This window comes from Arthrobacter sp. 7Tela_A1, assembly GCF_049311065.1.
Lineage (GTDB): Bacteria > Actinomycetota > Actinomycetes > Actinomycetales > Micrococcaceae > Arthrobacter_B.
On sequence record NZ_JAXIOO010000016.1, the window covers coordinates 18,934 to 44,918 of the forward strand.

The following is a 25,985-nucleotide window of genomic DNA, read 5'->3' on the forward strand; positions in this document are numbered from 1 at the left end:
CTCTCTAACTAGTGAACGCGGGTCCGCGACCCGCAGGAAAGCAGGTAGCTGCGTGTGCGCTGGGCAATGGGGAGCGGGATCCCGAAGTCGGCCACCGGGTACATGTCCTGTTCGACGATCCCGAACACCGGCCGGTCCAGTGCCTCGAGGGCGCGGATCACCCGAGCCAGGTCCGGCAGGCCGTGCGGCGGTTCGGTCATAACCCCAGCGAGGTTGGCTGCCGCCCAGGTCAGGTCCTGTTCGCGGACCGTCTGCAGCACGGCGGGATCGATCTGTTTCAGGTGCAGGTAGCCGATGCGTTCGGGGTATCTGGCGATCAGCTCGAGGCTGCTGGCGCCGCCGTATTCGGCGTGGCCGGTGTCCAGGCACAGGGTGACCAGCTCGGGGTCCGTGTTCTGCAGGAACCGTTCGATGTCCGGCTGGGCACACACGTGGGAATCCGCGTGGGAGTGGAACTGCTGTGCCAGCCCGTACTCCTCTCCCAGGACTTTTCCCAGCCGGTTGTGCCCGTCGAACAGGTCTTGAAGCTGCCCGGGGTCCAGCCGGGCGTTTTCCACAGGTTCGCCGGTGACGTCGTCGCGCCACATGGACGGGATGACCACGATGTGCTCCCCGCCAACCGCTGCCGTGAGTTCGGCAACCTTCCGCGCCGGTTCCCACGCGATGTCCCACTGGTCCACACCGCGGTGGAAAGCGGTGAACACGGTTCCGGCGGACACCGAGAGGCCGCGCGCCTTCAGCTCATCAGCGAGCCGGGACGGGTCGGTGGGCAGGTAGCCGTAGGGACCGAGCTCGATCCAGCGGTAGCCCGCCTCGGCGACCTCGTCCAGGAAACGCTCCCACGGGATCTGCTTTGGGTCCTCCGCGAACCAGACACCCCAGGAATCCGGGGCGGTTCCGATGATCAGCTTGTTTTCAACCTCGGGCACGGTCTCGCTCCTCTCAGCCCAGCAGCGGTTTCTGCTGTTCTTTGCGGCGGGCATAGTTTTGGTAGGCGGTCCGGGTGGACTCCAGGTCGGAGACCGCGGAGACGGGGACGTCCCACCAGGATTCGGAATCCGGTGCGTCCAGCAGCGGATCAGACTCGACGTGGATGAGCACGGGCCCGAATCCCTCGGGCTCGGCCTTAGCCTTGGCGACGGCCGCCTCCAGGTCCGCAATAACGTTCGCTCCCGGTTCCACGCGGATGACGCGGACGCCCAGGGACTCGGCATTGGCAGCCAAATCCACCGGCAGCTTCTCACCGTCGTCGAAAGTGTGGCGTTTGGGTTCCAGGGTGCGGTACCTGGTGCCGAACCGCTGGGAACCCAGGGACTCCGAAAGCGCACCGATGGAGGCGTAGCCGTGGTTTTGGATCAGCACCACGATCAGCTTCAGGCCCTCGGCCACGGCCGTAACCAATTCGGTGTGCATCATCAGGTAGGAGCCGTCGCCCACCATGACGACGACGTCGCGCGGCTTGGACGGCTCGGTTCCCTCCCGGGCGCGGAGCGCCTCGGCCACCGCGGCGCGTTTGACGCCGAGACCGCCGGGAATCTCGTAGCCCATGCAGGAGTAGGCGTATTCCACGTGATAGCCAAAGGGGTCCCGGATCCGCCACATTTTGTGCAGGTCGCCGGGCAGCGAGCCGGCGGCGCAGACCACCACGTCCCGCGCGTCCATGGCCCGGTTGACCGCACCGATGATCTCGTTCTGGCTGGGCAGCGGCGTGTTCCGGGCATCGAACGCTTCATCCACGGTGGTGTTCCAGCGCGCCTTTTCCGCAGCTGCCCTGGCCGTCAGGTCACCGGACACCCGGTAGCCGGAGAGGCTCCGGATGAGCTTGGCCAGCGCCTTGCGGGCGTCGGCAACGATCGGCAGGCTGGTGCCCTGCTTGTACGCGTCCAGGGCTGCCACGTTGATGTTGATGAACTGCACCCCGGGGTGCTGGAAGGCGGTGCGCGAGGCCGTCGTGAAGTCCTCGTACCGGGTGCCGATCCCGATGATCAGGTCAGCGTCCCGGGCCAGCGCGTTTGCCGCCGTCGTACCCGTGGAACCCACCGCGCCCAGACAGTACGGTGCGTCCCACGGAAGGACACCGACTCCGGCCTGGGTGTAGGCCACGGGGATCCCGGTGAGTTCGGCCAGCTCTGCCAGCCGGGCGGCGGCGAAGGCATACAGCACTCCCCCGCCGGCGATAATCAGCGGGCGCTGGGCTGCGCGGATCAGCTGGGCAGCGCGGCGGATGTCTGCGTCTTCGGGTTCTGGGCGCCGGATCCGCCACTCGCGTTCGGCGAGGAATTCGGCGGGAACCTCCAGGACTTCGGCCTGCACGTCCTGCGGCAGCGAAATGGTCACCGCGCCGGTCTCCGCCGGGTCGGTCAGCACCCGCAGCCCGGAGTGCAGGGCGGAGAACAGCTGTTCCGGGCGGTTGACCCGGTCAAAGTACTTCGAGAGCGGGCGGAAAGAGTCGTTGACCGTGATGTCGTAGGCGTCGGGGCGTTCCAGCTGCTGCAGCACGGGATCGGCGGCGCGGGTGGCGAAGGTGTCCGACGGGAGAAGGAGCACCGGAAGCCGGTTGGTGGTGGCCACGGCGGCACCGGTGAGCATGTTGGTGGCGCCGGGGCCAATCGAACTGGAGACGGCAAATGCGGACCGGCGGCGGGTGTGCCGGGCGTAGCCCACGGACTGGTGCACCTGCGCCTGTTCGTTCCGCCCCTGGTAGTACGGCATGAGGGTGGGGTCCTGGACCTGCCACTGTTTCAGGGCCTGGCCAATACCGGCGACGTTGCCGTGGCCGAAGATCCCGAACATGCCCGGAATTAACCGTTCGCGGTACTCACCGTCTCCGGCGTCGTCGACGGTGTACTGCCTGCCCAGGAACTCTACGACCGCCTGGGCCACGGTCATTCTGCGGTGCGACATCAGTTCGGGATCTCCTGTCGGGTGCGGGTTTCCAACAGGGACGCGGCTGCCGCGACGGCGTCGCTGACGGTGCCTTCCCTGGGGTAGAGGAGCGTGCGGCCAACGGTAAGGCCCTGCACGCCGGGCAGGGACAGGGCTGCGCCCCAGTTCGTGAAGATTTCCTCCGGGCTGCCGGCCGGATCGCCGCCCAGCAACACGGTGGGCATGGTGGTGGCCGCCATGACGCGTTCCATCTCGCGGACCACCGGCAGTTTCATCCAGGTGTAAGCGCTGGTGGAGCCCAGGCCGGACGCCACGGCCACCGACTTCACCACGGCATCGGTGCCGAGGTCATTGCGGATACGGCCGTCCTGCCACTCGGAGATGAACGGTTCCACCATGGCAACGAGCCGGCGTTCGGCCAGGGCGTCGATGGCTTTCGCGGCAGCTTCCAGCGCGGGCGCGGTGGCCGTGTCGCCCAGGCAGATGCGCAGCAGCAGTTTCCCGCCGGTAGCGCCGAGGGCATCGAGGGCTTCGGCGGTATGGCCGGTGTACCTGTCGTCTACCTCGTTGACATAACCCGCCAGTCCGCCGCGGTTCATGGAACCGAACAGCAGCTTCCCGTCCAGGGCCCCGAGCAGCAGCAGGTCATCCATGATGTCGGGGCTGGCCAGGACTCCATCCACCGCGGGGTTGGCGAGCGCTTCGCGCAGCCGGTCCAGCAGGTCGCGGCGGTCCGCCATTGCCGCAGGGTTCCCGCCCACCGCAAGCGCACCGCGTGCCGGGTGGTCGGCGGCAACAATGAAGTTCTGGTTTCCGAGGGTGATCCCGGGATGCGGCCGGCGGGCAGCGGCAGCGCGGGCGACGGCGCCGGGGTCTTCCAGCCGCAGGCGGGTGAGGTGTTCGTAGCGGCGCGGGTCCTCATCCACTCCGGTCACCAGGCTGCCTCCGCTTCTGCCGGCAGGGAGCGGCCGCGTTCGGCCAGCAGCGCCTTCACCTCATCGGGGGTGGGCATGGCATCGGCGCACGACAGCCGTGAAGCGACGATCGCGCCGGAGGCGTTTGCGTAGTCCAGCACTGTTTCCAGCGGCCAGCCGGAGAGCAATCCGTGGCAAAAGGCTCCGCCGAAGGCATCGCCTGCGCCCAGTCCGTTCAGCGTCTGGACGGGAACCGGGGCAGAGACGGCGCGTTCCGCAGGGGTCTTGGCCATCACGCCGTCGGCTCCGAGTTTGACCACGGCGATCTCCACGCCTGCAGCCAGCAGGCGGTCCGCCTGTTCATCCGGAGTACCGGGTCCCACGGCCACCGCGCACTCTGTGTCGTTGCCGATCGCCACGCTGACGTGGGGCAGGACCCGCTGGATCTGTTCCCGGGCTTCGTCTTCGGCAGCCCAGAACATCGGCCGGTAGTCCAGGTCCAGCACGGTGAACTGGCCGGAACGCAGTCCGCCGCGGGGCCGGGCGCCGTGGGCTGCGATGTGGGCCGAGCGGCTGGGTTCCTGGCACAGGCCGGTCACCGTGGTCCAGAAGATACCGGCGTCCCTAATGGCCTGGAGATCCAGTTCCCCAGCGGCGATCTGCAGGTCGGGCGCTGTGGGAAACCGGCCGTAGAAGTAGAGCGGAAAGTCGTCCGGCGGAAGAATGGCGCAGAACGTGGCCGGGGTCTGCAGGCCCGGCACGGAGGCGACGAATGCGGCGTCGACCCCAAACTTTTCCAGTTCGCGCCGCAGGTACAGCCCGAAGGGGTCCTCACCGGTCCGCGTGATGACGGCGCTGCGGCGTCCGTGCCGCGCGGCGGCCACCGCAACATTGGACGGCGATCCGCCCAGGTATTTCCCAAACGTGGTGACGTCCGCCAGTCCTACGCCGACGTCGTCCGGATAAATGTCGACGCTGATCCGTCCCATGGTGAGTACATCGTGAGCCACAACAGGTCCTCGGCCTTCCTAGTCGGGGGCGGTGTTTGGCCTACTGCCCCCGCAGTGCGGAAGCAGGGCGTGATCCATGACACAGCACACTTTGCCTGAGGCCATATGGTCTGTCAATGGTTTGTACTGACATACTGACATTTATCACCAACCCCGCCCCGAGAGGCCACTTAGGGCTCTTTTGAGCCCCCATAAGAGCCGTAACTGGCCTCTCGGCGCGGGGGTGCGGCGGGGGTCGGGGAACGGCAGCCCTGTACGCGGGCCGCCGCAGGTGCTCTGCTGGAAAGCACCCATCGTCGAAGGAGAGCACCATGCGCGGCGTAGTAATGCATGCACCCGGAGATGTCCGCACCGAAGACCGGTCCGATCCCACCATCGAAGAACCCACCGACGCCGTCATCCGGCTGGCAGCGACCTGCATCTGCGGCTCGGATCTGTGGCCGTACCGGGGCGTGGAGAAAGTCCAGGATTCGGCCATGGGCCACGAGTACATCGGAGTGGTCGAGGAAGCCGGCGCCGAGGTACGGACCGTCAAACCCGGAGATTTCGTCGTCGGTTCCTTCTGGGCCTCGGACAACACCTGCGTGATCTGCCGGGCGGGCTTCCAGAGCCGCTGCGTCAACGCCATCCCGATGGGCTCGATCGGCACCCAGGCACAGTTGGCCCGCATTCCGCTGGCGGACGGTACTCTCGTGGCCACTCCCGGCACTCCCGCGCCGGACCTTATCCCCTCCCTCATGGCGGCCTCGGACGTCCTCGGCACCGGCTGGTTCGGCGCCACCGCGGCGCAGGCCGGCCCAGGCAAAACCACAGTGGTGGTGGGCGACGGTGCCGTGGGCCTGATGGCTATCCTGGCGGCGCGGGAACTCGGTGCGGAGCGGATCATCGCCATGAGCCGGAACCCCCGGCGCCAGGAACTCGCCCGCTATTTCGGCGCCACCGACATCCTGCCCCAGCGCGGCGACGAGGGTGTGGCCGCGGTGAAGGCACTCACCGACGGCGTGGGCGCGCAGTCCGTGGTGGAGGCCGTGGGCACCCAGGAGTCGATGCTGCAGGCGATCCATTCCACCCGGCCCGGCGGGCACATGGGCTTTGTGGGCGTCACCTACGAGGTTGCCCTGCCGGGAATGGAACTGTTCTTTGCCGAAATCAACATGCTGGGCGGCCCGGCGCCGGTGCGCCGCTTCCTGCCGGACCTGATCCAGCGGATCTGGGACCGGAAGATCGACCCGGGCCGCGTGTTCGACCTGACCCTTCCGCTGGAGGAGGCGGCGGAAGGCTACCGCGCCATGGATGAGCGCCGCGCGGTCAAAGTGCTGCTGACACCCTAACCTGAGCCTATGGATCCCCTGCTCCTCCAGCTCCCCTTCACCGGCCGCTGGACGGTACAGAACAGCCCCGCCAACCGGGTTCCCAGCCACGGGACCCATCTGTTCGGCACCACGTACGCGGTCGACTTCGTTGCAGTCGATGACCGCGGACGCTCCGCGCCGCCGTCGTTCCGCGCGGCTTTCGGCACCGAGCCGCCGGAGGATTTCACCGGGTTCGGTGCGCCGGTGCTCGCGCCGGCCGCGGGGGTTGTCACAGCAGTGCACGACGGCGAACCGGACCACGAGGCTCGCCGCTCACCGCTGTCCCTGGCCGGGTATGCGCTTTCGCAGCGGGAGCGTGTCCGGCGGGGCCCGGCCGGGATCGCCGGAAACCATGTGGTGCTGGCGGTCGGTTCCGGACCCGCCCGTGCCTACATCCTGCTGGCCCACCTGCGCCGCGGCTCCACGGCCGCGGCCGTCGGGGACACCGTCCTTCCGGGAACAAGGCTGGGCGCCTGCGGCAACTCCGGAAACAGCACCGAGCCGCACGTCCATGTCCAGGCCACCGACTCCATGGACTGGAAGCGGGCACGCGGCCTGCCGCTCACGTTCGCCCGCCCAGGCACCGGCCAGCCGTGGCTGCCGCGCAATCGCCAAATCGTCGACGCCGGCTGAGGGCAGATGGACGCTCCGCGCCGCCGGGCGACGTAGGCTCATCTGGTAAGTGTGCTTAGCGACAAAGGAGCAGCAGTTGACCCTGGTGGATAACGCCGTGTACGTGGACGGCAGGCGCCTGCACAGCCCCGCGACGCTTGAGGAGACGTTCGACCTCACCCGGGAAACCGGCGGCATGGCCTGGATTGGGCTCTACCGCCCGAATGACATTGAACTGCTGGCCGTCGCGGAGGAGTTTGGGCTGAACCTGCTGATCGTGGAGGACGCCCTGGCCGGACACCAGCGGTCCAAGCTGGAACAGTACGGTGACCAGCTTTTTGTGGTGCTCCGCCCCGCCCGCTACCTGGACGACGTCGAGCGCGTGGAAATCGGCGAACTGCACCTTTTTGTCGGCCCCAACTTTGTGGTCACCGTCCGGCACGCCGAATCCCCGGATCTGGCCCGGGTCCGCAAGCGCCTGGAACGGGAAGTGGACCTGCTCTCCCTGGGACCGCAGGCGGTGCTGTACGCCATCCTGGACCAGGTAGTGGATGAGTACGCCCCGGTGTCCACGGGCCTGGAAAACGACATCGACGAGATTGAAGACCAACTCTTCGGCGGTGATGCCGAAGTCTCCCGGCGCATCTACGAACTCTCCCGCGAAGTCATCGGCTGCCAGCGTGCCATCAGCCCGCTGGAAACGGTGGTGGGCGAACTGCAGCGCAATCCGGGAAAGTACGCTGTCCCGCCCGAGCTCAGGGACCGCCTCGGCGATGTGCTGGACCACGTCCTGCGCCTGACCGACAGGATCACCGCCTACCGCTCCCTGCTGGACAACGCTCTGGCGCTCAGCTCCACCCTTGCCTCGAACCGCCTGGCGGAAACCTCCATAGCCCAGAACGAACAGACCAAAAAGATCTCCTCCTGGGCGGCCATCCTCTTTGCTCCCACCCTGGTGGGGACCGTGTACGGTATGAATTTCCGGCACATGCCGGAGCTGGACTGGCCGCTTGGCTATCCCATGGCCCTGGCGCTGATGGTTCTGCTCGGCATCCTGCTCTATGCGGCGTTCAAGCGGAACAACTGGCTCTAGGAGGCTCCCATGCGCACCCGGTTGACGTTTCTGGCCCTGGCCCTGCTGCTCGGCACAGCGGCCTGCGCTGCGGACCCGGGCAGTTCCGGCTCCCCCGCGTCGCCGGATGATTCCGGCAGCAGCGGCGGGCCCTCGCCGTCGTCGTCAGTCGCGGGAGGCGCGGTCGGAACCTGGGGCAATCCGGAGAACTCCCGCGAGCCCTCGCTGGAGCTGCACGAGGACGGGCGCCTGACCGGGACCGACGGGTGCAACCGGCTGATGGGCCAGTGGGTCCTCGAAGAGGGGAAAGTGATCTTCAAGGAAGTGGCCATGACCATGATGGCCTGTCCTGACGTCGACCAGTGGCTGGCTTCGGCGGCCAGCGCGGTTCCGGCCGACGACACACTGCTGGTGTACGACGGCGCCGGCAACGAGATCGGTACCCTCACCCGGTAGCCGCCCCCTTCATCGAAAAGACAGAAACTGCCCGTATGAAGGTTCATACGGGCAGTTTCTGCTATCTGGGTGCTGCTTGCGGGGGGGGGACTACTTGGGCTGCGGAGCCCGGTGGGATTCTTCGATCCCCAGGTCTGCGCCCTTGGTTTCCTTGACCATGCTCACAGCGATGAAGGAAATCACGCACAGGACCATGATGTAGATGCCGATCGATCCGGACCAGCCGGTGGCCCCGAGCAGCATCTCGGCGATCATCGGAGCGAACGCGCCGCCCAGGATGGCACCGATGGCGTAGCCGATGGAGACACCCGAGTAGCGGACGCGGGCCGGGAACATCTCGGCGTAGAGCGCGGACTGCGGACCGTAGGAGAGGCCCAGGCCGATCGTCAGCACGAAGATGGACAGACCGAAGAGCACTACGTTGGCAGTGTCGATCAGCAGGAACATCGGGATGGCCCAGAGGAAGACCCAGGCGTAGCCGATCTGGAAGGTGCGGATACGGCCGATCTTGTCCGAGAGGATGCCGCCGAACATTGTGAAGATGAGCCAGCCGAAGGAACCGACCGTGGTGGCCAGCAACACTGCAGGACGCTCCATGCCCAGGGCCTTGCCGGCGTAGGAGGCAAAGAACGCGATGACCAGGTAGCCGGCGGCGTTGTTGGCGATGAAGATCAGTGCAGCAAGGATGACCTCGCGGGAGTTGTACTTGAACAGCTGGCCCAGCGGAGCGGACGATTCCTTCTTGCGCTGCTGCATTTCCTTGAAGACAGGGCTTTCATCCACGGAGCGGCGAATGAAGTAGCCCACGAAAATCAGGACAACAGAGAGCAGGAACGGCACACGCCAGCCCCACTCGAGGAACTGCTCCTCGGTCATCATGCTCGTGAGCAGGAACATCACGAAGGTCGCCAGGATCATGCCGATGGGCACGCCGATCTGCGGGTACGCGCCGAAGAAACCGCGCTTGTTGATCGGAGCGTGCTCGACGGAGAGGAGGGCAGCGCCGCCCCACTCGCCGCCGGCGGAGAAGCCCTGCAGGATGCGCAGGACCAGCAGCAGGATCGGAGCAGCAACGCCGATCTGGGCGTACGTCGGCAGGACGCCGATCAGTGCCGTGGCGGCGCCCATCATGATCAGGGTGAAGACGAGCATCTTCTTGCGGCCCAGCTTGTCACCGAGGTGTCCGGCGACGATGGCGCCTAGCGGGCGGAACAGGAAACTGATGCCGATGGTGGCCCAGGAGACGATCTGTGCCAGGGGGGTGCCTTCACCCAGGGGAGCGAAGTACAGGGAAGCGAGTACCAGGCCGGCAGCCTGGGCGTAAATGAAGAAGTCGTACCACTCGATGGTGGTGCCAACCAGGGTGCCCGCAAGGACCTTGCGTTCTTCCCTGCTCATCCGCTGGGACGGCACAGCAGACGCGCTTTGTGTAGTCATTGAAACTCCGTTGTTTTGGCTGGGCGGCATTAACTGAAAGAACGGTCGGTAACCAGTCGATACACGATACCCACAGTGTGATGCCCGACACAGCTTTTATTTCCTATGTGACGGGCAAGGGCTGAATGTTTCACCACACCGAGAATCCGATAATCGAACAGATGCTTCATATAAAGAACTATGAGCACTATAGGGTTCCTGTGAGCTGTGACACAAGGACGCGCTAATCGTGAACCTTTTGTGACGAACTAGTCTTGGCGTATGTCTTCCCAGCAGCCCGCCTCCCCCCAGCCCGCCGGCACCGACCCTGCGGGCGCCGCCAAGGACCCGGTTGGACCCGCGCAGGTCAGCGATGATCTTGCGGTTCGCCGGCATGTCCTTCCCTCCGGCCTCGCCTACACCACCACCACGGGCCGGATCGTGTTCCGGCGGGAAGGAACCACTGACGGCAAGGCGGACGGGTTCCAGCCGAAGGCCGAAATCTTCCTCGCCGCCTACACGGCGGACCGGGACGACGCCGGCAGCTCCCCCAATCCGCGTCCCGTCGTCTTCGCCTTCAACGGCGGTCCAGGCTCCTCCTCGGTCTGGCTGCATCTTGGACTGCTGGGGCCGCGCTTGGTGGATTCGGGCGACGCCGGGAACCTCACGGCCGCACCCTACGGGCTGGTCGACAATCCGCAGACCTTGCTGGAGCATGCCGACCTGGTGATGATCGACCCGGTTAACACCGGCTTCTCCCGGGTGGTGGACGGGAACGCCGCGGATGAGTTCCACGCCTTCGAGCAGGACCGCGACCTGGTGGCGGAAGTCATCCGGCTCTGGACCACGCGCAACAACCGGTGGCTGAGCCCGAAGTACCTGGTGGGCGAGTCCTACGGCACCCTCCGCGCCGTCGCCGTCGCCGGCCGTCTCTTCGATGCCTACGGACTGTCCGTCAACGGGCTTGGGCTGATCTCCACCGTCCTGAACCTGGGCACCGTCATGTTCGCACCGGGTGTGGACACGCCGTACGCCCTTCACCTGCCCACCTACGCGGCGATAGCGCACTTCCACGGGCGGCATCCGGACCGTGAACTGGCCGATGTGGTCCGTGAAGCTGAGGACTACGCCGCGAGGGACTACGGCTATGCGCTTAGCCAGGGCTCCCGACTCACCACGGAGGAGTACGACGCCGCTGTCCAGCGCCTGGCCGAACTCACCACCCTGGATCCCGGATTCATCCGCCGCACCAACCTGCGCTGGGACTACGCCCAGTTCTCTGCCGAGCTGCTCCGCGGGCAGGAGCTGGCCGTGGGCCGGATCGACGGGCGCTTCACAGCTCCCGCCCAGGACCCGCAGGCCTCCGTGAACTGGGACGATCCCAGTCTTGCCGCCATCAACGGACCCTACGCCGCGGCGATCAACCACTACGTCCGAGCCGAGCTCGGCTACGAGAACGACCTCCCCTACGAGGTCCTCACCGGACGGGTCCAGCCCTGGAGCTATAAGGAGTTCGAGGGCGTGCCGATTGACGTCACGCAAACCCTGGAGCGGCTGATGGCGCACAACCCGAGCCTGCGGGTGCACGTTGACTACGGCTATTACGACGGCGCCACGCCCCACTTCGCGGCAGAGTACGTCTGGGCGCACATGCGCCTGACCGATGCAGCCCGCTCACGGTTCACGCACCACTATTACGAGGCGGGGCACATGATGTACCTGCAGCCCGAAGCGCGGCTGGGGCAGCTTGCCGCCTTGGCCGAGTTCGTTTCGCCGGCCGCGGGCTAATCGACCGCGCGAACGCCGTCGGCCAGCCTGGCCACCTGCCTGGCGATTCTGGCTGCCCGCACGGCATCGTTGGGGGCCGTGACAACCTGGTGGAGGATCGGATAACGGGCTGAGCGGCCCAGGCCCGCGAAAGCCGCAGCCGCGTCCGGGGCAGCCGCCAGTGCAGCGTCGAGGTCAGCCGGAACTTCAAGCGCTGCGGGTCCTGCGTAGGCCCGGTCCCATCGGCCGTCTGCCTGGGCCCGGTCAATTTCGGCCTGCCCCCGCACCCGCATGCGCCCTGCTTGGATCAGTCCGGCGACCAGTTCCACGTTCCGCTTCGACCACAGGGACCGCGCCCGTCTGGGCGTGAAGTGCTGCCGGAACGTTGCGGAATCCACAGTGTTCCTCCGGCCGTCGATCCAGCCGCTGCACAGCGCTTCCTCCAGCGCTTCGGCATAGGTGAGCGACGTAGGAATCCGGGCCCCCTTTTTCGCCAGGATCAGCCAGACGCCGTCACTCGCTTCGTCATTCTCTTGGAGCCAGGCCTGCCAGGCGGCGGCGTCGGCAACAACCAGTTCGGGCGGGGCGGCTCGTTCAGTCATTGTCGATGTCCTTGGTGCGGGGAAACCGGCCGGGGCGGCATCCCTTGAGTATTCCCCAGATTGGGGACAGCTTTTGTCCGCAGGCCTGGTGGGCATCCTTGCGGGCCGCCGGTCCCTTGGATAGCTTCGCCTGCACACGGCTGGCGTGTGGCACGGCACGGGAGGCAGGGCATGGGCAAGGTCGCATGGGGATTTACCAGTTCGATCGACGGGTTCATTGCCGGACCCGGCCACGACATGGCGTGGTTCGACGCAATGGAACCGCTGCCGCCGGGACTCACCGGGCGGATGGCCGAGGCGGTGGGCGTGATTATCTCCGGCCGTAACGGGTATGACACTGCCAAGGACCAGCAGGATGAGCGGGAGGGAGCCACCGCTGAGGCGTACGGGGGCGCCTGGTCCGGGACGGAGTTCATCCTGACGCACCGCCCGGAGGAACTGGCCGGGGATCCAACCGTGACCGCACTGAACTGTGACGTGGTGGAGGCTGTCCGCCGGGCCCGGGAGATTGCCGGGGAGAAAGACGTGCAGATCATCAGCGCGGACATAGCCCGCCAGGCGCTGGAGCACGGCCTCATTGATGAGCTGCAGGTGTTCGTGGCTCCGGTGATGCTGGGTGACGGGATCCGCATCTTCGATTTCCCCGGCGGCCGGCGCTATGACTGGGAACTGACCGGCATCGTTGCGGGGGCGGAGCGGAGCTTTGGCCGGACCTACCGGCCAAGCCGGTCAGCCCCGGAATGATGTGAGCCGCTAGCGCGTGGCGAAGTGGATCCAGACGCCGATAATCCACGCGGTTCCGGCGGCGAGCGCCAGCCCCAGTTCCACCAGCATCCCGAGTCCGGTGGCCTTCAGCGCAGCCCAGGAAGACGACGCCGCTGCCGGGAAACTGCGCTGGCGGGCGTATTCGCTGAGCAGGAGCCCGCCTGCAAACCCGACGATCAGCCCCACCACCGGTATAAAGAACATCCCGGCGATGCCGGCAGCCAGGCCGATCAGCACAGAACGGTTGGGGATTTGCCGCTGTTTCAGCTTCCTGCCGGTTAGGACGGCGCTGGCGGACAGCCCGGTCAGCGCGAACAGGGCTCCGAAAGCGAACGACCACCAGCCGGCGCCGCTGCTGACACCAATGGCCCAGCCCAGGAATGCCAAGAGAATCAGGATGCTGCCCGGCAGCACCGGCACCACTATTCCCGCCACACCCACGGCGATCAGCAGGCCGGCGACGATGGTAATAAAGAGATCGGCATCCATGCAGCCAGTCTGCCACGCGGCTCCACCCCTCCGAATGCACCCAACGGGCCATACAGTAAGGTTACTTAGGAAGTGATCACCTTCAGCCCGCAGCACTCAACGGCAAGAGGAGAAGCAGATGAGCACGGAACCAGGAAGCACCGCCGCGGGTGAACCCCGCCACCGCGACCGCGCAGCGCAGGACGAAGGTGACGGCGCCACCCGGCGGATCCGAAGCGAGGAGATCCGGCAGGACGCCGACAGCAACCCGACCCGGCGCATGGAAACACCTTCTACCGAACCAGTTCGGACCGGGACGAACGAGCCGGGTGACACGCAGGTCCTGGACACCACCGGCCACCGGGCCGACAGTGAAGTCTCCGGCACCCGGGACCCGAACGATGCCGCCTACCGTACGGAACGGACCGGCACCTACCGGGCACCCGCCCGCGACGCCGGCGCCCACGACACCCAACATGACCGGGCCGGTCAAAGGACCCGGGAGGATGCACCTGCAGGCGGCCTGCGGAACCGGGAAGCGCTGCTGGCGGCAGAACGTGAACGCTTCGGCGGCATCAAGTTCGGCGCAGCGTTCTTCGGGTGGCTGACCGCCACCGGCATGGTGGTGCTGCTCTCAGCCCTGGCGGCAGCCATTGGTGCGGCCGTCGGCGTCTCGACCGACAGTGACCTGGGCGTCGCCCTCGACCAGGTCACCTCCAACCAGTCCGCCAACCTGGTCGGCGCCATCATCACGTTGGCTGTCCTGCTGCTGGCCTACTACGCCGGCGGCTATGTCGCAGGGCGGATGGCACGGTTCAACGGAGCCAAGCAGGGACTCGCCGTCTGGTTGTGGGCTTTGGTGGCCGCCGCCGTCGTCATCGTCCTGGGCCTGATCCTGAACGATGACATCCGCAGCCTCACCCAGCTGAACACTGTGGCAGCACTGCCCCAGGACCTGGGCGACGTAAGCGCCGGAACCTGGCTGGCCCTGGTAGCCACACTGGCAGTGAGCCTGGTAGGCGCCATCCTCGGCGGCCTCGCCGGGATGCGGTTCCACCGCCGCGTGGACCGCGCCACCTTCACTCCGGAACCCCAGACCACGTAGGGCGACACAAAAAAGCCGCCCCCGGGAAGCGTCCCGGGGGCGGCTTCTTGGATCCAAACACCGCTATTCCGCTGAAGCCGGACCGTACTCGTAGAACCCGGCACCCGATTTCCTGCCCAGACGACCCTGTTCCACGAGTGCGGCGACTGTGGAGCTGGGCCTATCCGCCGGATCCCCGGTTTCGGCATAGGTGCACTCCGCAATGAAGTGAATGACATCCAGTCCGACCATGTCCATGAGCTCGAACGGCCCCATGGGATGGCGGAGGGCAGTTCGGGCGGTGGAATCGATGTCCTCACGGGTGGCCACGCCGGCCTCCGCCAGCGCCAGGGCCTCACGCTGAATCGCACCCATCAGGCGGTTGGCGATAAACCCGGGAACCTCCCGGTTAATAAGCACGGGTTCCTTGCCGAAAGCACGCGCCAGTGCCATGACCGTCTCCACGGTCTGCTGTGAGGTGGCGTCATGGCGCACCACCTCGACGCACTTCATCACCAGGGCCGGATTGAAGAAGTGCATGTTGCAGACCTTGTCGGGGCGGCCTGACTCCCCTGCGATCTTTGAGGACCCCAGCGTCGAGGAATTGGTGACAAGGATCGTATGGGGAGGGCACATGCGCCCAAGTTCCGCAAAAATGTCCCGCTTGATGTCCAGCCGCTCGGTGGCGGCTTCGATGACGACGTCGGCACGGGCCGCTGCGGACAGGTCGCCTGCATACTCGATGCGGCCCAGCGCCGCTGACGCGTCCTCCTCCGTCAGCTTTTGCTTGCCCACCCGGCCCTTGGCCCAGCGCGCCAAATCCTGTTTCGCTGCGGTCAGGCCCTCAGCCGAGATGTCCTGAAGGATGGTTGGGAATCCGGTGAGCGCGGCCGTCATGGCAATCTGCCGGCCCATCGTTCCAGCCCCCACGACCATGACGCGGATGGTCCGAAGCCCAGGGTCCGTGTGCGCAGCGGAGCTCATGCCGGAATACCTCCGCGCAGATAGACAGTAGTGGTGTGGGTGAAGAACTCGCGGGCAGCGCTGCCCTGTTCCTTGGGACCGTAACCGGACTTCTTCGTCCCGCCGAAGGGAACGTGTGGATCGGCCCCGGCGGATTCGGAGTTTATGTGCAGGATGCCAACGTCAAGTTCATCGAGAGCGTCCAGGATCCGCGTGGCATCCTGCGTAAATACTGCGGCGCTCAGCCCGAACTCACTTTCATTGGCAAGGTCGAAAGCGTCCTGAACATCCGCGGCACGGCGTACGGCCAGCACCGGCCCAAACAGTTCTTCCCGCCACGCAATATTCTCCGCCGCGTTACCGGCCGGCACCTCCAAGACCGAAGGCGCCAGGAAACTGCCTGCGGTCTGGCATGCTTCGCTTCCAGCGGGGTCCGGGGTACTTCCGCAGACCAGCTTGGCGCCCTGGTCCAGAGCGGTACGGATACCTGCGCGTATTTCCTCGGCGGCCGAAGCGGATACCACCGGGCCCATATGGGTGGCAGGGTCCGCCGGATCGCCAACAACCCATTCCTGCAGACGGGATTGGAGCCGTTCCAGGAACACGTCCGCTATTTCTTCCTGAAGGATCAGTCTGGACGTAGCAGTGCACTTCTGCCCGCTGGAACGGAACGCCCCGAAGAGGACCTGGTCCACGGCGAGCTCCAAGTCTGCATCGGCCAGGACGATCGCCGCGTTTTTTCCGCCCATCTCCGCCTGCACCGGAATTCCCCGAAGGGCGGCTTTCCCGGAGAGGGTGCGGCCCACACCTGTGGACCCAGTAAAGGTGAGGCCGTCCAGGTCAGGGTGCTCCACCAGTTCGTTGCCCAGTTCCCCAGAGCCGAACACGAGGTTCAGGACTCCTGGCGGCAGCCCGGCCGCTTCCAGCGCCTGCACCAGCCGCATCGCCAGCAGCGGCACCAGGCTGGCGGGTTTGAACACCACGGTGTTCCCGTAAATGAGTGCGGGCGCTATCTTCCATGCCGGGATAGCGATCGGAAAGTTGAATGGCGTAATGACCCCCACAACCCCGAGCGGCCTGCGGGTAACGAGGATCCGCTCGCCCCGGCGCGGGGACTGGAAAACCTCGCCGGCCGGCCTGTCGCCCTCATTGCCGTAATACCGGAGGATTTGAGCCGCCCGCACCACCTCCCCAATACCTTCCGCAAGGGTCTTTCCCTCCTCGCGTGCCAGCTCCAGGCCCCACGCCTCGGCGTTGGCTTCGAGGTGCCCTGCAGCTCGTACAAGCACCCCTCCACGCTCATGCATCGGAGTGCGGGCCCACCCACGTGCGGCCGACCGGGCTGCGGCCATCGCCGCGCGTACATCTGAGGCGACAGCTTCCGCGCCGTGCGCAACTATTTCTCCTGGCCTCGAGGGATTCGCTGAGACCAATGTGGTCCCCGTGCCCTCACTCCATTCGCCGTTAACGTAAATCTTCAGGTCTACAGGCTCGCGTCGCGGGGCCTGGGCAAGGTCGGTGGTCGTTTCCATATTCCTGTTCATTTCATCCAAAGGGTGCAGTCGGCTGCACAGAAGTCTCTAGCGGAAGGCCGGGACGCCGGTGAGCTTGTTGCCCAGAATGAGTGTGTGCACTTCATCCGTTCCCTCATAAGTTCGAACTGATTCCAGGTTGTTCGCGTGACGCATCGGGGAGTAGTCCAAGGTGATGCCGTTCCCGCCCAGTATCGTTCGGGCTTCCCGGCAAATGGCGATCGCTTCCCGGCAGTTGTTCAGCTTGCCCAGGGAAATCTGGTGGAGATCAAGCGTCCCGGCGTCTTTCTTGCGTCCGATATGAAGTGCCAGAAGGAATCCTTTGTTGATCTCCAGGGCCATGTCCACCAGCTTCTGCTGGGTCAGCTGATACCCGGCCAGCGGTTTGTCGAACTGCATTCTCGTCTGGGCGTAGGCCAGTGCATCTTCGAAGGCGTCCCGCGCGGCGCCCATGGCACCCCAGATGATGCCGTAACGGGCCTCATTCAAGCAGGAGAAGGGTCCCCTGAGGCCCACGGCGCCGGGGAGCACAGCCTCAGCGGGCAGGCGTACTTCAGTCAGTTCAATTTCACACTGGATTGAGGCCCGCATGGAAAGTTTCGGTTCGATCGGGGTTGCGGTGAATCCGGGGGTGTCGGTGGGGACCACGAATCCCCGTATGCCGCCGTCGGTCTGCGCCCAGATAACAGCTACTTGCGCTACTGATGCCAGGCCGATCCATCGCTTTGTTCCGTTGAGCACCCAGTCTTCGCCGTCGCGGCGGGCAAAGGTGGTCATGCTGGAGGGGTCGGAGCCCGCTGTGGGTTCAGTGAGGCCGAAGCACCCGATGGCCTGGCCCGCAGCCATGGCCGGCAGCCACTGCTTCTTTTGTTCTTCCGAACCGTGTTTGTGGATGGCGGACATGGCAAGCGAGCCCTGGACCGAGACGAATGTCCGCAGCCCGGAGTCCCCGGCTTCCAGTTCCGCCCCGGCCAATCCGTACTCCACCGCGGAACGCCCGGCGCAGCCATAACCGTCCAGATGCATTCCCAGCAGGCCGAGCTTGGCCATTTTGGGGACGATCTCGAGAGGAAAGTGCGCGTCTTCGTACCAAGCTGCGATGTTCGGTTTGATTTCCGCCTGGACAAATGCCCGGACCTGGTTCCGCAATTCCAGTTCGCCGGGAGAGAGCAGCGCATCGAAATCGATGAGATCGCTCGGTTCAAGTTCGGTGTTCAGTGCGTCGGTAGTCATCTGTCTTTCCCTCATTGGCCGGGGTTCGAATAATGGATGGTGCTCGTGTTGCAAAGAAGGCTTTGATGTTCTCCCAATTCAGGAGGAACACGGGTGTAAAGAGCGGGCGTCCGGGAGAGCCCGATGGGGTTGGCAATATGGCGTGTGGTTCGCCCATTCGATTCGTCGGTTGTGGCAACAACTGGTTCCAGGCCGAGGGACCCGGCAAATTCGATGGCCTCCAGCACGGAGTTCACTTTGCCGGCCGGTACGCCGGCTGACATCAGCTGTTCCTGCCATTCCGCGGCGGTCCGGCTTTGAAGTGCTTCCTCGATCAGCACTTTCAACTCCTGCCTGTGCTTCACCCTCAGCGGATTCGTAGCGAATCGTTCGTCCCGGCTCAGGCCTTGGAGCCGAAGCTCACCGATCAGGGACGCAAACTGCCTGTCGTTGCCGACGCCCACCGCGAGTACGCCGTCAGCCGTGTTGAACGTTTCATACGGCGCGATGCTTGGGTGTGCGTTGCCTAGCCGGGCCGGCGCCTCTCCCGTGGAGAGGGTCCCGCTGGCCTGGTTGGTCAAGCCTGCCAACAGGGAGGTGAGCAGCGAAATCCTGACCTGCTGCCCGTTCCCTGACTGTTCCCGCTCCCGCAGCGCCAACAGGATTCCAGTCATGGCGTTCTGCGCAGCAAGCACATCCACAAGCGCCACTCCGACCTTGCTGGGCGGGCCATCCGGCTCCCCAGTGATACTCATGAGTCCACCCAGCGCCTGGACCAGCAGGTCGAATCCGGGAAGGCGGGCGCCCTCCCGATCCCCAAATCCTGAAATGGAGCAGTACACCAGCTTGGGGTTATGCCCTTTGAGCTGGTCGTAGCCGAGTCCGAATTTGGTAAGGACCCCAGGCCGGAAGTTCTCGATTAATACGTCCGCTTCCCTGATGTGTTCCATGAGGGCCGCCAGATCATCCTGGTCGTTGAAATCGACCACCACGGAACGCTTGTTCCGGTTTACGGCGGCAAAATACGTGCTGGTTCCGTCCGGCGTTACCGGCGGGCACCAACTGCGGGTTTCGTCCCCGAACGGGCTTTCAACCTTGAGGACATCTGCTCCGAAATCTGCAAGCATCATCGAAGCCAGAGGGCCGGCCAGAATCCGCGACAGGTCGACAATCCTGATGTTATTTAAGGGCTGAGGCATCTTGTCCTTACTTCCCTGATCCAGGGTTACGTGCTGCATGGCAATGGCTAGTAGCTCGCCGGCGCCGGGGTACCTTTTGCGGCACCGCGGCAGTACTTGGCAGCGAGCGCTTCAGAACCACGGGCGAGAAGGGCTACGTCGGCGCCGACATTGATGAAATCTGCACCGGCTTCGGCATAGGCACGGGCCTGGGGTTCCTGGAAGGCATTGACGCCCACGATCTTCCCCTGCGCCTTGACGGTCCGGATAACACGCATAACCGATTCGACCACCTCGGGGTGGTCTTGCTGCCCGAGCAGGCCCATCGTGGCTGCCATATCCGCCGGACCGATAAAGATGCCGTCGATCCCTTCCGTGGCGGCGATCGCAGCGGTGTTGGCTACCGCTTCAACAGACTCAACCTGCACAAGCAGCGAGATGAAGTCATTCGCCCGGGCCAGATAGTCAGGGACGCGGTTCCAGCGGGCTGAACGTGCCAGTGCGGCACCGACACCGCGCACGCCCTCCGGAGGGTATTGCGTTGCCTCCACTGCCTGTCGCGCCTGATCAGCGTTGTGGACCATGGGCACAATCAGCGACTGGGCGCCGATGTCCAGGAACTGCTTGATCACCACCGGGTCGTTGGCCGGAACCCGGACCAGGGCCACGGGCGGGTAGCCAGCGATCGCCCGGAGCTGGTCCAGGACGGATTCGAGACCCATCGGCCCGTGCTCCCCGTCGATCAGCAGATAGTCCAGTCCGGACCCGGCGCAGATCTCAGCGACGCCGGCGTCGCCTGAATTCAGGAACATTCCGGCTGCCGTGCAGCCGCCTTCGAACAGATCCTTGAAGGACCTCGGCGGGTCTATTCGAAACGGCATGTGATGGTCCCAAGCTTGCCGTAGTCCGCGGCGATGGTGTCGCCCTTGTAAACCCGCACTGGGCGGGTGAAGGAACCGGCAAGGATTATTTCCCCGGCCCCAAGGCCATCGCCGTGGGCAGCGATCGCGTTCGCCAGCCAGTACACGCCGGCTGCGGGGTGGTTCAGAACGCCAGCGGCGACGCCGGTCTCTTCCACTGTCTGATTCTTATAGAGGATCGCTGAGATCCAGCGCAGATCCATGTCATGGGGGTCGACGGGGTTCCCGCCAACAACCATTGCTCCCATTGCGGCGTTGTCGCTAATGGTGTCAACGATGGTCCGGCCCTCCATCTCGATACGCGAGTCCAGTATCTCCAGCGCGGGAACAACGTACTTTGTGGCATCGAGAACATCGAAGACGGTGGCGTTGGGTCCGTTGATGGATTTTCCCAGGACAAAAGCCAGCTCCACTTCCACGCGCGGATGGGTGAATTCGTCCCACGGGATGATGCTGCCGTTTTCCAGCACCATGTCATCAAAGATGATCCCGTAATCCGGTTCCGTAATCCCGACAGCCGCCTGCATGGCCTTGGATGTCAGACCGATCTTGCGGCCGGCAAGACGGCGCCCGTTAGCTTCAGAGCGCCTGCGCCAGAGGTCTTGCACCCGGTACGAATCCTGGACATTCATGTCCGGATACCGTGCAGTCAGCCGTTCAACCGGAACACGGGTCCGACCCGCTTCGACGAGTTCGTCGGCGATGGCAGTGATGGTGTCATCACTGAGCATGGTCAGCCTTTCGATTGAGGATAAGGGTAGATGGTCCAGTAGGCATGGGTGTTCACCATCCGGTCCGGATGGCGTCCCCGCGTACCTGCTGAAAGAGTTGGCGGGTCCCGCGCTGAAGGACACCGACATCGCTGCCGACCGCAACCAGGGCGGCGCCCTTCATCGCCCACTCACGGCCGTCAGCGGGAGAGCTTGCGTAGAGTCCAAAGTGCCGGCCCACGCTTTGGACTGTCTCAAGGACGTGGCCCAGCGCTTCACGAACCTCGGGGTGCCGCGGGTTCCCGAGGTGGCCAAGGGAGGCAGCCAGATCACCTGTCCCAACAAAGACGCCGTCGACGCCCTGGACCAGGGCGATTTCCTTGACCGACTCCAACCCGGCGGCAGATTCGATCTGGACGAAAAGACAGATAGATTCGTGGGCTGTCCTGAGGTAATCGGTGTGGCGCCCAAAGTCGGCCGCCCTGCTCAGGGTGCTGGCTACGCCCCGGTTGCCCGCCGGGGGATAACGCGTCGCTGCGACCACCTCAGCTGCCTGTTGCGGCGTCTCGACTCCGGGCACCAGGAGGTTCCGCACCCCCAGGTCGAGGTACTGCTTGATGAGCGTCGAATCACGGTCCGGAGTTCGGGCCATGACCTCGACGAGGCCGCGGGCGGACTGTACCTGTCCCAGAACGGTCGTCAGCGTGTTGGGCGCGTGCTCGGCGTCGATCAGTACCCAGTCCGCTCCTGATCCGGCGCAGATTTCGGCGGAGTACGGATTTGCGAGCCCCAGCCACAGCCCATACTGGGGTTCGCCGGATCCCAGCTGGTCCCTCAGGGTCATGGGAGGGCCACCGCAGCGGCAATTTCCAATGCGTTCAACGCTTCAGAGCCTTTCGGTTTCGAGCGTGCATCTTCCGCACCCACGCAGGACGTGAGAGCCACATCATCAGGATCACGACGACGGCGGAAACCGCTGTCATCATCACAGCCACAGCTGCCACCTGGGTGAACAGTCCTTCTCCCCAGACCTGGAACAGCAAGGCACTGACCATCGGGGTCTGGCCGGTGCCAAGGAGCACGGCAACCTCAAGGTCGCCGATGATCCGCACGAACACCAGGGCGAATGTGGCAAAAATGCCAGGACGCAGCAGCGGCAGCACAATCTGTCCGAAGGTCCGCCCGGCTCCCGCTCCACAGAGGCGGGAGGCGTCTTCCAAGCTGCCGTCGATTTGTGCGGAGGTTCCTTCAAGGGAAATCACTGCGTAGGGCAGGAATGAAACGAAGTACGCCATGCCCATGATCAGCAGTGTGCCGCCGAGGTTGAAAGGGGCAGCGGCGAAAGCGAAAATGAATGCCGCCGCCAGGACTGCACCAGGGACAACCCCGGGAAACTTGGCTGCTGCCCCCGCCGCTTTCGAGACCCAGTTATTGGATTGGCGGGCATACGTCAGAATCAGGGTGGCGGCCATGACAACCACAAAGCCCGCTGTCACTCCCAGGAATACCGAGTTGCCAATCCCTTCAAGTGCCCCGCCGGCTCCGGAGGCCATTACCTTGTAATTCTCCACCGTCCAGTTCGGGGCAAAGATGTCCGGCTGCCAGTAGCGCTGCAGGCTCAGGAAGATCACCGCAGCAAGTGGAAGTACGGCGGCACAGAGGATGTACGCCAGTCCCACCATCCGCACCGGCCAGCGCCAGCGGCCAAGCGCGATCTTGGCCACCTTCGGCGCCTGGCCGCCCATTCGCGCAAAACGCTGCTTTGAGATCACGGAGTGCTGAAGGTAGTAAAGAACCAGCAGCACGACCAGCAGCAGGACACTCAGCCGCACAGCGGTGCCATAGTCCACCGGGTAGGAGTTCTGGATCGAGCGGACAATCCGCACCGACATGATGTCCAGGTCCGTCCCGCTGCCGATAATGGCTGGAACGGAATACACGCCGGCCCCGATGATTGTGGCCAGGATGAATCCGGAGAGAAGCGACGGCGCCACGGCCGGAAGCGAAATGGTCCGGATAACCCGCAGGGTGCTCGCACCTGAGGCACGTGCGGCCTCCTCCAGCGACGGGTCAAGGGAACGCATCGCCGCAACGATTGGAAGGTAGGTATAGGGGACGGTGAGCAGCACGTACACCAAAATCATTCCGGCGGCCGAGTAGATCTGGAACCCCAGGGGTTCCAGCACGCCTGACAACAGGCCCACCTCAGGGCTGGCGAGGACCACCCACCCAACTGCCAGGGCGACCGCCGGCAGGAACAAGGGGATCAGCGGTAAGGAATCACCTACCGATCCCAGGCCGGCGTCCGTGCGCTCGTTGACCCAGGCCAGGAGGGCGCCGATTGCCAGGGACAGGAAGGCGCTGATGCCCACCACTACCGCAGTGTCTCGGATCATCCCGGGGAACCACGGCTCGTTCACCAGCTCGATCCAGGCCTCCAGCGGCCCGCCGGCCCTTTGGAACATCTGGAACAGCGGGTATGCAACCAGGAAGACCACCAGTGCCGAGAGCGCGAGCAGCAGTCCGCCAAACGCGCGGTTTCGCAGCAGCTTCCCCCAGCCTTTGCGGGCAGGAGGACCCGCCGGGGCCTGCTGCGGATCTTTCACCTGAGGCTTCGGAAGGGTTGGGCTGCTAGTCATCGGTTACCACCCGCAGGAACTCCGAGGGGATGGTGACTTCGATCTCGCTGAGTTCCCGCAGCTGGGGGTCCGGGGCACCGAAAGCCCACACAGTCACCACCTGCTCACCCAACTGGCACTGGTATTCGGTGTGCGATCCGGAGAAGGTCCGGGACATAACCACGCCATGCCAGGCAGCGTCATCGCCCGTTGCGGCTGCCGCCGGCACAATCCGGCACTTCTCCGGGCGGATCATCACTGTCACGGTGTCACCGGGGGCCGCTTCAAACGCCGGGTCGTCGGCGCGCCGGCTTACTTGCATTTCCCTGCCGCACAGCTTCACCTTCATGCTGTCCGCGGACTGCTCGCTGACAGTGGCTTCCATAAAATTGGCCTCGCCGATGAATTCCGCTGTCGAGCGGTTGCTCGGACGTTCGTAGACCGCCACCGGCGAAGCGAGCTGGTCGACCCGTCCGTGCCGCATTACCGCAATTCTGGTGCCAAGACCCATAGCCTCCACCTGGTCGTGGGTGACGTAGACCGCGGCGAACTCCAACTGCTTGTGCAGCCGGACCAGCAGCGACCTGAGCTTTACCCGGATTCTCGCGTCCACGTTGGAGAGCGGTTCGTCGAACAATACGACTGACGGCTCCGAGATGAGGGTGCGCGCCAGCGCAACACGCTGCTGCTGGCCGCCGCTAATCATTCCCGGGTGCTGCTTGCCCAGCCCTCCGAGGCTGACAAGATCGAGATACTCCGCGGCCCGGCTGAGCGCCGCTGATTTCTTCACCCCGGCCGTACGCAGCGGGTAGGCCACGTTCTCAAGCAGGTTCATGTGCGGCCACAGCGCATAGGACTGGAACATCATGTTGACGTCCCGGTCGTTGGGGGCGAGGGCGGTCCCGCTGGCGGAATCATAGGCGGGCTGGCCGTTGATGCTTATGGAACCGCTGGTCGGTGACTCCAGGCCGGCGATGCATCGGAGCAGAGTGGACTTGCCGCATCCACTTGGGCCAAGCAGGACAAGCAATTCACCGGTTCGCACTTCAAAGGACACATCGTCGACGGCGTTGACGAACTCTCCTTCATGCCGCTGGAATTCCTTCACAACGTTTTGAACGGAGAGACGGATTGGCTTGGTCTCAGCGGCTGCCGGGGCACCTTGGGCAACGGGCTGAATTTGGGTAAGGCTCACAGGTGGCCTCCTTATGGGGGGAAGAGTTGGACTTAGTCGAGTTCGAACGCGCCGAGGATTGTGTCGCGCTCATTTACAGCGCGCAGTGGGTCTGCAATGCGTGCGTCATCCGGTGTGGGGCTGCAGCCTTCGACCTCGCTCTCCACCAGGGAGAGGTACAGGCCGTCACCGCAGAACGCGGACTGGCCGGCGGGGCTGAGCATGAAATTAGTGAAAACCAAAGCAGCATTGGGATGGGTGGCCTTAGCGGCCACACCGAGCTGATTGGTAAAGGCAAACACCGGTTCCGGGATAACTACACCCAGCGGGGCACCCGAATTGACCAGTGTCTGGGAGTGGCCTTTGGCCCCGGGGGCCGACAGGGCGACCTGTCCGGCTGCCACCTTCTGGATGGCTGAAACCGATGAATCGAACCAATCGTCATTCTTGTCTCCGAGGTTCTTCAGGTATCCGCTGCCGTATTCATCCATCAGGAGCTGGTAGAAGGAGAGGACGCTGTCAGAGGCGACCTGCGGATCAGTCAAGGTGGCATCCTTCAGAAGCTCAGGATTCTCCAGGTCCTTCCAGCTCTGGGGAGCGGCCGTGATCTTGTCCGTGTTGTAAGTAAGCACCCACGGGGAGGTCACCAACCCAACATGGGCATCATGCGCGAATCCTTCCCGGACGTCGGCGAGGTTCGGCACCACATCCTCGTTCAGGCCCAGGAACCAGTCAGGATCCTGATTGAACATGAGCGGGTCGGTGACGATCACAGCATCAGCGCTTTGGGCACCAATTGAAGTTTCCGAGGCGAACCGGCTGCGCAGGTCACCCGTAGAGAGCCGGGTCATGGTTACGGAGATGTCCGGATACGCCTCCCCGAATGCCTCAACGAGTGCAGCGTTGACGTCCTCGGTTGCCGCCGAGTAGACAACCAGCTCCCCTTCGGCTGAGGCCCGCTGCTCAACATCAGTGAAGTCGGTACCAAGCTCTGCTGCCACGCTCTGGTCTCCGCAGGAGGTCAGGGCGACCGCTGCCAAAGCCAAACAGGCGACTCGAGGGAGGAAGGTGCTAAACGCAGAGTTCATCGATTTACTCCAAGGGGGTGTCGCCACTTCACTGTGGCGGGATTCAAACATGGTGTGACTGGTGTCACTCGGTTCATCAGACAGTATCCGCGTCTTGGGAATCACGTCTCGGGACAGCCTAACCAAGCACTCCCGCACCTTTAGATGAATGGACCATTACGTCAGGAGGCCTCTTGTCCAAATGGC

24 protein-coding genes are annotated in these 25,985 nt (G+C 64.7%); 7 read left to right on the plus strand and 17 right to left on the minus strand.

What is annotated here, in order from left to right:
- Nucleotides 1-8: 8 nt before the first annotated feature.
- From TVB01_RS08720 to iolC, 4 genes are read right to left on the minus strand one after another with little or no spacing between them, the layout of a single operon-like run.
- The gene (locus tag TVB01_RS08720) at nucleotides 9-929 is read right to left on the minus strand and encodes a sugar phosphate isomerase/epimerase family protein (RefSeq protein WP_422455506.1); all 921 of its coding nucleotides are present in this window, start codon (nucleotides 927-929) and stop codon (nucleotides 9-11) included.
- Between the two features lie 13 nt (nucleotides 930-942).
- Nucleotides 943-2,889, minus strand: coding sequence for a 3D-(3,5/4)-trihydroxycyclohexane-1,2-dione acylhydrolase (decyclizing) (gene iolD / locus TVB01_RS08725; protein WP_422455553.1), 1,947 nt, complete (start codon nucleotides 2,887-2,889; stop codon nucleotides 943-945).
- Between the two features lie 14 nt (nucleotides 2,890-2,903).
- A complete protein-coding gene (locus TVB01_RS08730) occupies nucleotides 2,904-3,821 on the minus strand; it encodes a Cgl0159 family (beta/alpha)8-fold protein (protein WP_422455507.1) in 918 nt (305 codons plus the stop codon).
- The gene (gene iolC / locus TVB01_RS08735) at nucleotides 3,818-4,810 is read right to left on the minus strand and encodes a 5-dehydro-2-deoxygluconokinase (protein WP_422455508.1); all 993 of its coding nucleotides are present in this window, start codon (nucleotides 4,808-4,810) and stop codon (nucleotides 3,818-3,820) included. The genes TVB01_RS08730 and iolC overlap by 4 nt, the downstream gene beginning before the upstream one ends.
- A 311-nt stretch (nucleotides 4,811-5,121) precedes the next feature.
- Here iolC and TVB01_RS08740 point away from each other — a divergent pair, with 311 nt between their 5' ends.
- From TVB01_RS08740 to TVB01_RS08755, 4 genes are all read left to right on the plus strand, one after another.
- On the plus strand, nucleotides 5,122-6,141 hold the full coding sequence (locus TVB01_RS08740) for a zinc-dependent alcohol dehydrogenase family protein (protein WP_422455509.1): 1,020 nt from the start codon (nucleotides 5,122-5,124) through the stop codon (nucleotides 6,139-6,141).
- Nucleotides 6,142-6,150: 9 nt separating this feature from the next.
- The gene (locus TVB01_RS08745; protein WP_422455510.1) at nucleotides 6,151-6,795 is read left to right on the plus strand and encodes a M23 family metallopeptidase; all 645 of its coding nucleotides are present in this window, start codon (nucleotides 6,151-6,153) and stop codon (nucleotides 6,793-6,795) included.
- A 76-nt stretch (nucleotides 6,796-6,871) separates the two neighbouring features.
- Complete coding sequence (locus tag TVB01_RS08750) at nucleotides 6,872-7,867, plus strand: magnesium and cobalt transport protein CorA (protein ID WP_422455511.1); 996 nt, start codon at nucleotides 6,872-6,874, stop codon at nucleotides 7,865-7,867.
- A gap of 9 nt (nucleotides 7,868-7,876) precedes the next feature.
- Nucleotides 7,877-8,302 carry an META domain-containing protein gene (locus TVB01_RS08755; protein ID WP_422455512.1) on the plus strand — a complete coding sequence of 142 codons (426 nt, stop codon included), beginning with the start codon at nucleotides 7,877-7,879 and terminating at the stop codon, nucleotides 8,300-8,302.
- Between the two features lie 90 nt (nucleotides 8,303-8,392).
- Here TVB01_RS08755 and TVB01_RS08760 read toward each other — a convergent pair whose 3' ends face one another.
- Nucleotides 8,393-9,739 carry an MFS transporter gene (locus tag TVB01_RS08760; RefSeq protein ID WP_422455513.1) on the minus strand — a complete coding sequence of 449 codons (1,347 nt, stop codon included), beginning with the start codon at nucleotides 9,737-9,739 and terminating at the stop codon, nucleotides 8,393-8,395.
- A 261-nt stretch (nucleotides 9,740-10,000) separates the two neighbouring features.
- Between TVB01_RS08760 and TVB01_RS08765 the strand changes: the two genes are divergently transcribed.
- Nucleotides 10,001-11,506: a S10 family peptidase gene (locus tag TVB01_RS08765; protein WP_422455514.1), complete on the plus strand. Its 1,506-nt coding sequence runs from the start codon at nucleotides 10,001-10,003 to the stop codon at nucleotides 11,504-11,506.
- Here TVB01_RS08765 and TVB01_RS08770 read toward each other — a convergent pair.
- Entirely contained in the window at nucleotides 11,503-12,087 is a 585-nt protein-coding gene (locus TVB01_RS08770; protein ID WP_422455515.1) for a YdeI/OmpD-associated family protein, read from the minus strand. The genes TVB01_RS08765 and TVB01_RS08770 overlap by 4 nt on opposite strands.
- 171 nt (nucleotides 12,088-12,258) lie before the next feature.
- On the opposite strand from TVB01_RS08770, the gene TVB01_RS08775 reads away from it, so the two are divergent.
- Nucleotides 12,259-12,831, plus strand: coding sequence for a dihydrofolate reductase family protein (locus tag TVB01_RS08775; RefSeq protein ID WP_422455516.1), 573 nt, complete (start codon nucleotides 12,259-12,261; stop codon nucleotides 12,829-12,831).
- 9 nt (nucleotides 12,832-12,840) lie between these two features.
- Here the strand turns inward: TVB01_RS08775 and TVB01_RS08780 are convergent, their stop codons facing one another.
- Nucleotides 12,841-13,341, minus strand: coding sequence for a DUF456 domain-containing protein (locus TVB01_RS08780; protein WP_422455517.1), 501 nt, complete (start codon nucleotides 13,339-13,341; stop codon nucleotides 12,841-12,843).
- Nucleotides 13,342-13,459: 118 nt separating this feature from the next.
- On the opposite strand from TVB01_RS08780, the gene TVB01_RS08785 reads away from it, so the two are divergent.
- Complete coding sequence (locus TVB01_RS08785; RefSeq protein WP_422455518.1) at nucleotides 13,460-14,425, plus strand: hypothetical protein; 966 nt, start codon at nucleotides 13,460-13,462, stop codon at nucleotides 14,423-14,425.
- A 63-nt stretch (nucleotides 14,426-14,488) separates the two neighbouring features.
- Here TVB01_RS08785 and TVB01_RS08790 read toward each other — a convergent pair whose 3' ends face one another.
- Genes TVB01_RS08790 through TVB01_RS08835 form a run of 10 tightly spaced genes read right to left on the minus strand, consistent with a single transcriptional unit; the run spans nucleotide 14,489 to nucleotide 25,757 of the window.
- On the minus strand, nucleotides 14,489-15,388 hold the full coding sequence (locus TVB01_RS08790; RefSeq protein WP_422455519.1) for a 3-hydroxyacyl-CoA dehydrogenase family protein: 900 nt from the start codon (nucleotides 15,386-15,388) through the stop codon (nucleotides 14,489-14,491).
- Nucleotides 15,385-16,911, minus strand: a complete 1,527-nt coding sequence (locus TVB01_RS08795) for an aldehyde dehydrogenase family protein (RefSeq protein ID WP_422455520.1) — start codon at nucleotides 16,909-16,911, stop codon at nucleotides 15,385-15,387. The genes TVB01_RS08790 and TVB01_RS08795 overlap by 4 nt, the downstream gene beginning before the upstream one ends.
- Nucleotides 16,912-16,947: 36 nt before the next feature.
- Nucleotides 16,948-18,132, minus strand: coding sequence for an acyl-CoA dehydrogenase family protein (locus tag TVB01_RS08800; RefSeq protein ID WP_422455521.1), 1,185 nt, complete (start codon nucleotides 18,130-18,132; stop codon nucleotides 16,948-16,950).
- An 11-nt stretch (nucleotides 18,133-18,143) separates the two neighbouring features.
- Nucleotides 18,144-19,310, minus strand: coding sequence for a CaiB/BaiF CoA transferase family protein (locus TVB01_RS08805; protein WP_422455522.1), 1,167 nt, complete (start codon nucleotides 19,308-19,310; stop codon nucleotides 18,144-18,146).
- Between the two features lie 47 nt (nucleotides 19,311-19,357).
- Entirely contained in the window at nucleotides 19,358-20,170 is an 813-nt protein-coding gene (locus TVB01_RS08810; protein WP_422455523.1) for an HpcH/HpaI aldolase family protein, read from the minus strand.
- Nucleotides 20,155-20,940 (minus strand): 2-oxo-hept-4-ene-1,7-dioate hydratase, encoded by a 786-nt coding sequence (gene hpaH / locus TVB01_RS08815; RefSeq protein ID WP_422455524.1) that lies wholly within the window; start codon nucleotides 20,938-20,940, stop codon nucleotides 20,155-20,157. Before hpaH ends, TVB01_RS08810 begins: the two co-directional genes overlap by 16 nt.
- A 52-nt stretch (nucleotides 20,941-20,992) precedes the next feature.
- Complete coding sequence (locus TVB01_RS08820) at nucleotides 20,993-21,763, minus strand: HpcH/HpaI aldolase family protein (protein ID WP_422455525.1); 771 nt, start codon at nucleotides 21,761-21,763, stop codon at nucleotides 20,993-20,995.
- A 34-nt stretch (nucleotides 21,764-21,797) separates the two neighbouring features.
- Nucleotides 21,798-23,558 (minus strand): ABC transporter permease, encoded by a 1,761-nt coding sequence (locus TVB01_RS08825; protein WP_422455526.1) that lies wholly within the window; start codon nucleotides 23,556-23,558, stop codon nucleotides 21,798-21,800.
- The gene (locus TVB01_RS08830) at nucleotides 23,551-24,732 is read right to left on the minus strand and encodes an ABC transporter ATP-binding protein (RefSeq protein WP_422455527.1); all 1,182 of its coding nucleotides are present in this window, start codon (nucleotides 24,730-24,732) and stop codon (nucleotides 23,551-23,553) included. Before TVB01_RS08830 ends, TVB01_RS08825 begins: the two co-directional genes overlap by 8 nt.
- Before the next feature lie 32 nt (nucleotides 24,733-24,764).
- Entirely contained in the window at nucleotides 24,765-25,757 is a 993-nt protein-coding gene (locus TVB01_RS08835; protein WP_422455528.1) for an extracellular solute-binding protein, read from the minus strand.
- Between the last annotated feature and the right edge of the window lie 228 nt (nucleotides 25,758-25,985).